Raw genomic sequence first — 11,932 nt, 5'->3', positions numbered from 1 at the left:
ATCGTCCAGTGGTAAAATGCGCGGTTCCCGCAGTTTTCCCCGCGTTTTCACCCTTGCGTCCCGCCCCCATCATGTCCGACACCCGCCCCGACACCCTGTTCGCGCTGAACGCGCTCTCCCCGCTCGATGGCCGTTACGCCTCGAAGACCGAAGCCCTGCGCGACTGGCTCTCGGAAGCCGCCTTCATGCGCAATCGCGTGACGGTTGAAATCCACTGGCTGATCGCGCTCTCGCACGCCGGTTTCGCCGAGGTACCGCGCTTTTCCGAAGCGGCCGAACAGTTCCTGCTGCAACTGGCTGAGCGCTTCACCGCGCACGACGCCGCGCGCATCAAGGACATCGAACGCGTGACGAATCACGACGTGAAAGCGGTCGAGTACTGGCTGAAGGAATCGGTGAAGGGTCAGGAAGAACTGGAACGCGCGAGCGAGTTCATCCACTTCGCTTGCACGTCGGAAGACATCAACAACACCTCGCACGGCCTGATGCTCGCCGGCGCACGTGAACACGTGATCCTGCCGGCACTGCGCTCGGTGCATCAGCGCCTCGTTGCGCTCGCTCATGCGCAAGCCGAACAGCCGATGCTGTCGCGCACGCACGGTCAGCCCGCCAGCCCCACCACGCTCGGCAAGGAAATCGCCAACGTCGCCGCGCGTCTGGAACGCGCGATCGACCGTATCGCGAAGGTCGAACTGCTGGGCAAGATGAACGGCGCGGTCGGTAACTTCAATGCGCATCTGTCCGCGTATCCGGAATTCGACTGGGAAGCGTTCTCGCGCGAAGTGGTCGAACAGCGCCTGAAGCTCACGTTCAATCCGTACACGATCCAGATCGAACCGCACGACTACATGGCCGAACTGTTCGACGCCGTGTCGCGCGCCAACACGATCCTGCTGGATCTGGACCGCGACGTGTGGGGCTACATCTCGGTCGGTTACTTCAAGCAACGCACGAAGGCCGGCGAAATCGGTTCGTCGACGATGCCGCACAAGGTCAACCCGATCGACTTCGAAAACTCTGAAGGCAATCTCGGTCTGGCGAACGCAACCCTGCGCCACCTCGCCGACAAGCTGCCGATTTCGCGCTGGCAGCGCGACCTCACCGACTCGACGGTACTGCGCAATATGGGTGTCGCGTTCGGCTACTCGCTGCTTGCGTACGACTCGCTGATCCGCGGTCTGGACAAGCTCGAAGTGAATGCTCAGCGTCTGAACGAAGACCTCGACAACTGCTGGGAAGTGCTGGCCGAGCCGGTGCAAACGGTGATGCGCCGCTACGGCATCGAGAACCCGTACGAGCAATTGAAGGAACTGACGCGCGGCAAGGGCATCACGCGCGAAGCGCTGCAAACGTTCGTGACCGGCCTCGCGATTCCGCAAGATGCGAAGGATCGTTTGCTCGCCATGACGCCGGGTTCGTATATCGGCAAGGCAGTCGAACTGGCGAAGCGGATCGCTTAAGCTTCAGTCATCGCTTCGCGGCTTCGGCCATAAAAAAGGCGCTCACAAACGTGAGCGCCTTTTTTCATCCCGCGACGTCAGCGAGCTTTATTAAATCCTCACCGCGCCGTCATCTGCTTCAACACCTCGTCGACGATCTCTTCCGGCGACAATTCGATGCTCACCGTGATCGCTTCATCCGGGCCCGGTTCCTCGAGCGTATCGAGTTGGCTTTGCAGCAGCGACGGATCGAAGAAGTGGCCGGTGCGCGTGGTCAGCCGCTCGCGCAGCACCTCAAACGAACCCTTCAGATAGACGAAGCATACGTCCTTGTCACCGTTGCTACCGCCGCGCAGAACGTCGCGATACGAACGCTTCAGCGACGAACAGGTGAACACCGCCTTCTCGCCCGCCCTCTGCTTCTCTTCGATCGCCACACGGATGGTTTGCAACCACGGCCAACGGTCTTCGTCGGTGAGCGGAATGCCGTGGTGCATTTTCTCCTTGTTGGCGGCGCTGTGAAACGCGTCGCCGTCGGTGAATGCGCAGTGCAGGCGTTCCGCCAGCATTTCGCCAATTCTCGTTTTGCCGGCGCCCGACACGCCCATTGCGATCAGAATCATCAAAAACTCCTTACACGACCGTCGCGAGCGCGAAAGTCAAACCCAAGCCCATCAATGAAATGATGGTTTCGAGGAGCGACCATGTCTTGAAGGTCTGCCCCACCGTCATACCGAAGTATTCCTTGACCAGCCAGAAGCCGCCGTCGTTGACATGCGAGAAGATCAGCGAGCCCGAGCCGGTGGCGAGCACCAGCAATTCGGGCGTGACCTGCACGCCGCTCGCCGAGGCGATCGGCGCGACGATGCCGCAGGCGGTCGTCATCGCAACGGTCGCCGAACCCGTGGCCAGACGAATCAGCGCGGCCACCAGCCAGCCGAATAGCAGCGGCGACAGATGCATGGCCGTCGCCACGCTGACGATTTCCTTGGAGATGCCGCTGTCCATCAGCACGCGCCCGAAACCGCCGCCCGCGCCCACGATCAGCGTGATGCCCGCGATCGGCGCCAGACAGTCGCCGCAGAACTTCTGGATCTGCTCACGATTGAAACCGCGGCTCGCGCCGAAGGTCCAGAAGCTGACCAGCACCGCGATCAACAGCGCGACGTCCGAATTGCCGACGAAACGCAGCAGGTCGTTCGCCAGGGTCTTCGGCGTGAACACGAGGTCGGCCCAACTGCCGACCAGCATCAGAATCACCGGCAGCAGGATCGTGAACAGCGTAATGCCGAAGCTCGGCAATTCGCGTTTTTCCGTTTGCTTGTCAGCGGCGCCGAGAAACTGTGCAGCGAGCGGATTGTTCTCCGGCAGCTTGATATAACGGCTGATCAGCAGCGCGAACAACGGACCAGCGACGATCGCCGTCGGCACGCCCACGATCAGCCCGTACGCAATCGTCTTGCCGATGTCGGCGTGATACGCCTGCACCGCAAGCATCGCGGCCGGGTGAGGCGGAATCAAACCATGCACGACAGACAGACCCGCGATCATCGGCAAGCCGACCAGCAGCAACGACTTGTTGGTGCGTTTGGCGACGTTGAACGCGATCGGAATCAGCAGCACGAAACCGACTTCAAAAAACACCGGCAAGCCGACGATGATCGCCACGACCATCATCGCCCAGTGAATGTGTTTCTCGCCGAACTTGTCGATCAGCGTGGTCGCGATACGCTCCGCGCCGCCCGATTCGGCCATCATCTTGCCGAGCATGGTGCCGAGGCCGACCACGATCGCAATGTGGCCGAGCGTATTGCCGTTACCGGTTTCGAACGATTTGACGATCGTGCCGATCGGCATGCCGGAGACGAGACCCAGCAGCAGCGACACGATGATCAGGACGAGGAACGGATAAACCTTGTAGCGGGTGATCAGCAGGATCAGAAGTGCGATGGCGATCACCGCGAAGACCAGCAGCGTGCTGCCGTGGACAGCTTCCATGAAGCTCCTCCTTTGCGTTATTGATGTCGGTGCGGAACACGGCTGGCACCTGTCTCACGGCGACCTGCAGCGGTGCCAGAAATCCCGGCAAGCCGCGCGGACGCTGAATTTTACTGTTTGTTGTCTCTAAAAGCGCGCGAATCCGGCACGCATATCGAAAAGGAGCCTCGCCGTGACAGCCTGACAGGCTGTTTCGACGAGGCTCCTTTGCGTAGAACCTGGTTAGCGGAATAAGGCGCGCCGATGCGGCTTAGTGAGCAGACGGGACCAGTTCGCTGGCGGCACGCGCGAGGCGCGTCACTTCATCCCAATTCTGCGCGGCAAGCGCGGCCTTCGGCGTCAACCACGATCCGCCGACGCACACGACGTTCGGTTGTGCGAGGAAATTGATCGCGCTTTCGGCCGTGATGCCGCCGGTCGGGCAGAACTTCAGCGTCGGGAACGGGCCGTAGAACGCCTGCAGCATCGGGATGCCACCGGCTTGCTGCGCCGGGAAAAACTTGACGATCTCGTAGCCCAGTTCCAGCGCCGTGATGATGTCGGTCGGCGTCATCACGCCCGGCAGCAGCGGCAAGCCCGCGTCTTGCGCGGCCTTGTGCATGTCTTTCGTCAGACCCGGCGAGACGCCGAACTGCGCGCCCGCTTTCTTCGCCTGGGCGCAATGCTCAGGCTTCGTGATCGTGCCGACGCCGACCACGATGTCTTCGGCCAGTTGGCTCGCGCGCTCGATCGCTGCCAGACCGGCTGCAGTGCGCAGCGTGATTTCCAGCACCTTCACGCCACCGGCATGCAGCGCGCGCGACACGTTTTCACCCTGTTCGACCGAGTCGAACGCGAGCACCGGAATCACCGGGCCGAGGCGCACGATATCGCTTACTGTTTTCGCCGTCATAGTCAGACTCCTTGTTTCTGCAGCGTTTAGCTGGCTTGAGTGGTGCTTGTGTGTTTTTCGGCGTGCGCTTTGGCCCGCTCACCGTGCTGCGCCGGGCGCTCGCCGACCATCGGCCCGAACACCGAGGCGCCCTGCTCCGCCGGCGCGGCCGCCGCACGGAACACGCCGTACAGTTCACGGCCGAAGCCGACTTCGTTCTCAGCCTGATGCTTCGGCAACGCTTCCGGCCGCGCCGCCCATTCGGCGGCGTCGATTTCGATGTCGAGCACGCCTGCGTCCGCATCGATCACCAGCATGTCACCGGTGCGAACCTTGCCGATCGGGCCTTGCAGCAAGGCTTCCGGCGACAGGTGAATCACCGCCGGCACCTTGCCTGAGGCGCCCGACATGCGGCCGTCGGTCACCAGTGCAACGTGGAAACCTTGATCCTGCAACACACCGAGCAACGGCGTCAAACGATGCAATTCGGGCATGCCATTTGCACGTGCGCCCTGGAAGCGCACGACAGCAATGAAGTCGCGCTTCAATTCGCCATTGTCGAACGCGGCCTGCACCGCTTCCTGCGAATCGAACACGATGGCCGGCGCCTTCACCTTCCGATGCTGCGCCGCCACCGCGGAAATCTTGATCACGCCGCGGCCGAGCTTGCCTTGCATCAGACGCAAACCGCCGTCCGGCTGGAACGGCTCCTTGATGCCGCGCAGCACCGCCGTGTCTTCGCTCTTGTCCGCACCCGGCACCCATTGCAGCTTGCCGTCGATCAGCTTCGGCTCTTCCGTGTAGTGATGCAGACCCTTGCCGGCGACGGTGTTCACGTCTTCGTGCAGCAAGCCGCCTTCCAGCAGATTGCGGACCAGGAATGCCACACCGCCCGCAGCGTGGAAGTGGTTCACGTCGGCCTTGCCATTCGGGTAAATCTTCGCGAGCAGCGGCACGGCTTGCGACAGCGTGTCGAAATCGTCCCAGTCGATCACGATGCCAGCCGCGCGCGCAATCGCGACCAGGTGCAGCGTGTGATTGGTCGAGCCGCCCGTTGCGAGCAATGCGACGATGCCGTTGACGATCGCCTTCTCGTCGACCACGTGGCCGATCGGCATGTAGTTGCCGCGCTCCACCGTCAGATCGAGCACGCGACGCGCGGCCTGCGCGGTCAACGCGTCGCGCAGCGGCGTATGCGGATGAACGAAAGCAGAGCTCGGCAGATGCAGGCCCATGACTTCCATCAGCATCTGGTTGCTGTTCGCGGTGCCGTAGAAGGTGCAGGTGCCCTGGCTGTGGTACGCGGCGGCTTCCGCTTCGAGCAGCGCGTCGCGGCCGCACTGGCCGGTGGCGAAGAGTTGGCGCGTCTTGGCTTTGTCGTCGTTCGACAGGCCGCTTCCCATCGGGCCGGCCGGCACGAAAATCGTCGGCAGATGGCCGAATTGCAGCGCGCCGATCAAGAGGCCCGGCACGATCTTGTCGCAGATGCCGAGGCACAGCGCCGCGTCGAACATGTTGTGCGTCAGGGCAACCGCTGTGCTCATCGCGATCACTTCGCGCGAGAACAGCGACAGTTCCATACCGGCGTTGCCTTGCGTGACGCCGTCGCACATGGCCGGCACGCCGCCCGCGAATTGCGCGACCCCGCCGTTTTCGCGAGCGGCTTCCTTGATGATGTCCGGGTAGTTTTTGTACGGCGCGTGCGCCGACAGCATTTCGTTATACGACGACACGATGCCGATGTTCGGCTGACGGATCTGCTTGATGACAAGCTTGTCGTTGCCCTCGAGGCCGGCAAAACCGTGAGCCAGATTGGCGCAGGAGAGCGCGCCACGGGCCGGGAATTTGCCTTGCGCGTGTTGGATGCGGGCCAGATACGCCTCGCGAGTGGGCTTGCTGCGCTCGACCACGCGTTGCGTGACCTTCAACAATTGCGAATGTGGGGAAACCATCGGAGCTCCTTCGTCGCTGGCTTGAGGCGCGCGCGCACTATGCCAGGCAGGTATCGCGGGGATGTCGATTCAGTCGACGTCGCAATCTTAGTAGAAAAACTACACGATCGCAACGACGTCCGCTGCTGCACCGCCACATCCTCAAACCGCGCGCATCGCCTTACTGGCGGCCAATCAGAACTGAAAGCGCGGAACCTAGGGAATACACCTAGCATCTGAAATGTAGTTTTTGTACCTATTCAACAATCAGATATAGTCCACGCATTCTTCAGCATAGTGCGAGTTTCCCGATGATGCTGTCCCAGGTGGAAGAGATGCGCGACCAGTTGCGGCCGTCCGAGCGCAAGCTGGCTGATTACGTGATCGAAGCGCCGCGCGAGGTGCTCGACCTCTCGATGACCGAAGTGGCCGCGCGCGCGGGCGTCAGTCAGCCGACTATCGCGCGGTTTTGTCACGCACTCGGGTTTTCAGGTTTTCGCGAGTTCAAGATCCGGCTGGCGCAAGGCATTGCCGCGGAAGTGCCGGCCGTCTATCGCGACGTGCGGCCGGATGAGCCGACGCCGGGCGTCGCCGCGAAAGTGCTCGACCGGACCATCGGCGCGCTGATCCAGGTGCGCAACAATCTATCGTCGGATAGCGTGGCGGCGGCGATCGCGCTGCTCGCTCAGGCACGGCGCATTGAGTTTTATGGCGCAGGCGGTTCGGGTATTGCCGCGCTGGATGTGCAACACAAGTTTTTTCGGTTGGGCATGCCGAGCGTCGCGTATTCGGACCCGCATACGTTTCTGATGTCGGCGGCGCTGCTCGGTGAGGGCGACGTGGTAGTGGCGATCTCGAATACGGGCCGCACGCGCGATATCGTCGATGCGGTGAAATCGGCGCTGGCAGCCGGTGCGAAAGTGATCGCCATTACGCACGGCAATTCGCCGTTGGCACGGCTCGCGACGGTGGGCCTGTTCGCCAACGTGGATGAGGATACGGATATCTTTTCGCCGATGACCTCGCGCGTCTCGCATCTCGCGATTGGCGACATTCTGGCGGTGGGCGTGGCGCTGAGCCGGGGGCCGGAACTGGTCGAGAAACTGGCGCAGGCGAAAGAAGTGATTACGCGCCGGCGTATCGATCCGCGGGCGTGACGAATCATGGTTCGACACCTGACGCCTGGACAGCGCGCGCTCGCTTGCGGAGTCTGTCCATCGTGACGCATAAAAAACGGGCTCCAAAAGCGGAGCCCGTTCCATTTGCACTACTGCCGACTTAAACCCGGTCGACTTGAATCCGGCTCACGAAAAGCACCCTGACCGCAGCGCTTTTCGCAACCATCACACGCTTACCACTGATACGACGCACGCGCACCCACTGTCGTTTCGCTTCCGCTGATGCCGGCACCGACCTTTACCTTCACGTTCGCCGTAATACGCGCCGACGCGCCCACGGCCGCAGCCTGATAGCCCTTGTACGTCGCCGCAGCGACGCCGACTGCCAGCGTCTTGCCCGGATCGACTTCTGGAATCATCGTCAGTGCGGTGGCGGCTGCAACACCGCTGTACGCGCTGCGGGCGACGTCGTTGATACCCGACTGGAACTGGCGCATGTTCACGGCATCCGTTGCTGCGTGGCCGTCCGCGACGTTCGTGATGCGACGCTCGTTACCTTGAGAGCCAACGGACACCGTGTTCGCCTGGTCAGCCACCGAGCCCGAGCCAATGGCGACAGAGTTATCGCCGCTTGCCTGCGCACCGCCACCAAGCGCCATCGCGTTGTTGCCCGTTGCCGCTGCTGCAGGCGCGCCGCCCGCGTTGAGCGACATCGCCTGGCTGCCGGTCTGCTGCTGGTTCTGCACTGACTGGGTGAGATCGGAAAGTTGCTGGTTGGTGTTCCACAACTGCGCGCCGGTCACCGCATCCGTGCTCGTCGCCGACAGCTCACCATCCTGAAGGTTGGTCAGCTTCACCTTCGGTGCGTCGGAGGAACCACCCAACGTCACCTGATTGTGTGCCGACGTGTCGTACTGCAGCGCGTTCGCCACGGAACCGCTCATTGCGCCAACCGTCGTCTGCAGGTTCGCGATGTCGGACGTGTTCTGAGTCACACGGCCGTCGACATTCGCAATCGCAGCGCCAACGCTGTTCACGGTCGTCCCGCCCACGCTGTAAGCCGGGGCCGAGATGGTGCCGTCCTCGTTGACGGTCGAGCCGCCACCCAGCGCCGCAGCCGTGCTCGCCGCATTCGCGTACAGTTGCGAGCCGTTCACCGCATCGCTACTCAATGCATTGACGGAACCGCCTGCCACGCCCGTCACGACACGATTGCCCTCGGTGCCGGCCATGTTGACCCGCAGACCACCCGTCGCCGCGCCGACAAGAATGTCACGCGAGGTCGGGTCCTGGGTGACAACGCCGATGCTGCCGTTATTGATCTGCGTCTCCAACGAGGACAGATTGGTGTCGAGCGTATCGAGCGCATCGCCGACCGTAGTCTGCGTGCCGCCTTGCATGTGGTACGCCGGGCTGGTGATCGATCCGTCTTCGTTGATCTGCGCGCCGCCGCCCAGTGCTGCAACGAATGGGCTCAACTGACCCACATTGACCGCCGAGGTGCTTGTGGTGCCAGCTGCGACACCACGCAACTCGCGAACGCCCGCGGTACCCGTTAAGTCGACGCTCGTGCCGCCGGTGGTACTCGCGACCGTCAGCGCGTGCGAAGTCTGATCCTGCTGCACGAGGCCCACTGCACCCGTGTTGATCTGGTTGGTCAGGTCGCTCACCGAGCCTTCGACCGTCGTGACGCGGGTATCGAGGTCCGCGATGTCGCTGGTGTTTTGCGCGATGTCTCCCGTGTTTTGTGCGATATGGGCGGCGTTCGCCGCAATGTCGGTCGTGTTCTGAGCGATTGCGTCGGCGTTCTCCGCAACCGTCTGGTTGGTCGCATAGAGCTGCGAGCCGTTCACCGCTTCCGTGCTCGACTCCGACAGCGTGCCCGATGCAACATTCGCCAGCGTCGTACCTGCCTTGCCATCGAGCGTGACCTTGTCGTGTGCCGACGTGTCGTAGACCACCGCTCCGGCGACGCCGCCACCCAGAGCGGCGATCTGGTTGTTGATCGTGCTGATGTCGCTCGTGTTCTGTGCAACGTTCTGGTTCGTCGTATAGAGCTGCGAACCGTTCACCGCCTCCGTGCTCGACTCCGACAGCGTGCCCGCTACCACGTTCGAAAGCGTCGTGCCTGCCGTGCCCGCCAGCGTCACCGTGTCATGCGCCGATGTGTCGTACTTCACTACATCCGTCATTGCACCGTTGATCGCTCCGACCTGCGTGCTCAGCGTGCTGATATCAGTGGTGTTCTGCTCAATTTTGCTAGCGTTCGTTGCAATGTCAGTCGTGTTTTGCGCAATGTTGCCGGCGTTCGTCGAGATGTCGCTCGCGTTCTGTGCGATGTCGGTTGTGTTTTGCGCAATCGCATTGGCGTTCTGCTCAACGTTCTGGTTCGTCGCATACAACTGCGAGCCGTTCACCGCCTCCGCGCTCGACGCCGACAACTCACCTGCCGCCACATTCGCGAGCTTCGTGCCCTTGGTATCACCGCCGAACGTGACCGTACCTTGCGTCGTATCGTCATAGGCAACGAACGAATTGGTCGCGTTGCCGCTGGTGTCGGTCTTCAGACCTGCCGCCTGCAATTGGCCGTAATTGACCACGTCGGTAGCTTGGCGACCTGCCGCCACGTTCACGATCTGACGCTGCAGCGTGCTGCAGCCTACAGAAACCGTGTTGGCAACATCGGCCACGGAATTTCTACCCAGCGCGACGCTGCCTTCTTTTGCATATGCGTCACCGCCTAGTGCCACCGAGCTGACATCTTCTGCCTTCGCACTACGGCCCAAAGCGATGGAATACCCGCCTGAAGCGCTCGAGGTGTACCCGATCGCCATGCCTGAAGCTGCGGTGGCTCCGGCACCCAGCACCATGCTCCCGTAGTAGCTAGCAGCTGTCGTTGACGCACCTGCACCGATCGCGATGGAGCCTGGATAATCATCCTTGACTATGGCGTTCGAACCAATCGCTATGGCATTACTGACGGTCGATACCGAAGCATTATCTTTACCGTTATCGGCGCCAGCCACCTTTACGTACGCCGAGTTGGCCACACCTGACCCATTGGATATGTTGGTCACCGTGGTCTGCAGGCTGCCAATGCTCGTCGCGTTCGCCGTCACGCGGCCGTCGAGATTGGTGATTGCCGCGCCGACGCTGTTCACCGTCGAGCCACCGACGCTATACGCCGGCGCCGAAACCGTGCCGTCCGCCGACACGCTCGACCCGCCGCCGAGCGCCGCGGCCATGCTTGCGGCGCTCTTATACAACTGCGCGCCGTTCACTGCGTCCGTGCTCGATGCCGAGACGGCACCTGCCGCCACGTTCGTGAGCTTCGTACCCGTGGTACCGCCGCCGAGCGTGACCGTACCTTTTGTCGTATCGTCGTAGGCAACGAACGAATTGGTTGCGTTGCCGTCCGTGTCAACCGTCAGACCCGCTGCCTGCAACTGCGCGTAATTAACCACGTCGGTGCCGTGCGTACCGGCCGCCACGTTCACGATCTGGCGTTTCGTCTCGTCGTTGCCCACGGAAACGGTGTTGTCGAGGGTGGCTTGCGATCCATAACCTAGCGCTGTGGAGTTGGCTCCCGAGGCCGTGGCTTCCGCGCCGAGGGCCGTCGCGTTCTTTCCTGAACCCGCCGAAATGATCCCGAGTGATACCGAATTAGTCCCCGAGCCGTTGTAGCCTGCCCGAAACCCGATGGAAGTCGCCATAGTTTGGGCCAAAGCGGTATCACCGACCGCCGTTCCAGAACCGTTGGCCACAGTTTGCACACCTAACGCGATGCTATAACCACCTTTCGTCACCGCCCCACCTCCAATTGCAATGGAAGCGAGGGTTGAGCCTGTGGTGTTGCCGGTCGCGTCAAGGTTAACAGGCGCTGCATCCTGGTACGTGCCACTATTTGTGTTGCAGGTGTTACTAAGGGTACCCATTGCCATATACGACGTGGGTGTAACCCCCAGTAGCGTGGCACCTAACAGTCCGCGCTGTCCCGACGGCGCCGCACTCGTTGTCTGCGTCTGACCGATGCTCACCGGTGCCGTATCTTGCGAAGCAATCGTGCAGACCTTGGAATTGGAAGGGTCCTGAGTTCCATCCGCGGAGGGGACACACGTCGAACTATTTGCCTGATTGAGGTTATCTACCGCCTCTGCTTTCACCGCCGTGCCAAAGCCGACCCCAGCAGCCAGCATCGCAGCCACCAGCGCGTTCTGATTCCGGCTCTTCTTGCCGCGGCTCTTCGCGACTTCCGAGGCGGCCACATACGTTCCGGTGGTTTCATTCCATACGGTCTTGTACGACTTGTTCATGATTTCGTGTCCTTCTGAACTGCGCGGCAAGAGGCGCCTCAATGGCGTGCTATGCGCATTAGTGGGTAGCAGAAGGATTGAAAACGAAGGTCGCCGCAATACGGTTTTTCGGACCATCCCATTAATCCTTCCGGGGATGGCACCACTATAGAATTAGGAATTTCGTCGATTAATAGGACGGTTCTTAAATAATCCTACTAACATCAGATTTTTCCTGACAAGAATCCGACGAAGAAGAGACACCGACGCCGCACGCGCCCCA

At 61.7% G+C, this 11,932-nt stretch carries 7 protein-coding genes; 2 read left to right on the top strand and 5 right to left on the bottom strand.

Going from position 1 to position 11,932, the window contains the following annotated elements; genetic code table 11:
* Positions 1–71: 71 nt before the first annotated feature.
* Positions 72–1,460, top strand: a complete 1,389-nt coding sequence (gene purB / locus PQQ96_RS28745) for an adenylosuccinate lyase (protein WP_054034504.1) — start codon at positions 72–74, stop codon at positions 1,458–1,460.
* Between the two features lie 98 nt (positions 1,461–1,558).
* On the opposite strand, the gene PQQ96_RS28740 is transcribed toward purB, so the two are convergent.
* From PQQ96_RS28740 to edd, 4 genes are all read right to left on the bottom strand, one after another.
* The gene (locus PQQ96_RS28740) at positions 1,559–2,062 is read right to left on the bottom strand and encodes a gluconokinase (RefSeq protein ID WP_408298924.1); all 504 of its coding nucleotides are present in this window, start codon (positions 2,060–2,062) and stop codon (positions 1,559–1,561) included.
* Positions 2,063–2,072: 10 nt separating this feature from the next.
* Positions 2,073–3,437: a GntP family permease gene (locus PQQ96_RS28735; protein ID WP_408298923.1), complete on the bottom strand. Its 1,365-nt coding sequence runs from the start codon at positions 3,435–3,437 to the stop codon at positions 2,073–2,075.
* A gap of 250 nt (positions 3,438–3,687) precedes the next feature.
* A complete protein-coding gene (gene eda / locus PQQ96_RS28730; RefSeq protein WP_121108664.1) occupies positions 3,688–4,329 on the bottom strand; it encodes a bifunctional 4-hydroxy-2-oxoglutarate aldolase/2-dehydro-3-deoxy-phosphogluconate aldolase in 642 nt (213 codons plus the stop codon).
* A gap of 26 nt (positions 4,330–4,355) precedes the next feature.
* Positions 4,356–6,260 carry a phosphogluconate dehydratase gene (edd, locus tag PQQ96_RS28725; protein WP_408298921.1) on the bottom strand — a complete coding sequence of 635 codons (1,905 nt, stop codon included), beginning with the start codon at positions 6,258–6,260 and terminating at the stop codon, positions 4,356–4,358.
* A gap of 290 nt (positions 6,261–6,550) precedes the next feature.
* Here edd and PQQ96_RS28720 point away from each other — a divergent pair, with 290 nt between their 5' ends.
* Entirely contained in the window at positions 6,551–7,396 is an 846-nt protein-coding gene (locus tag PQQ96_RS28720; protein ID WP_408298919.1) for a MurR/RpiR family transcriptional regulator, read from the top strand.
* Positions 7,397–7,590: 194 nt separating this feature from the next.
* On the opposite strand, the gene PQQ96_RS28715 is transcribed toward PQQ96_RS28720, so the two are convergent.
* Positions 7,591–11,670, bottom strand: a complete 4,080-nt coding sequence (locus PQQ96_RS28715; protein ID WP_408298917.1) for a YadA-like family protein — start codon at positions 11,668–11,670, stop codon at positions 7,591–7,593.
* Positions 11,671–11,932: the final 262 nt, after the last annotated feature.

This window comes from Paraburkholderia sediminicola (genome assembly GCF_046027825.1).
Lineage (GTDB): Bacteria > Pseudomonadota > Gammaproteobacteria > Burkholderiales > Burkholderiaceae > Paraburkholderia > Paraburkholderia sediminicola_D.
The sequence above is the reverse complement of the archived record's forward strand: the minus strand, read 5'-3'. Positions and strand labels throughout refer to the sequence as shown.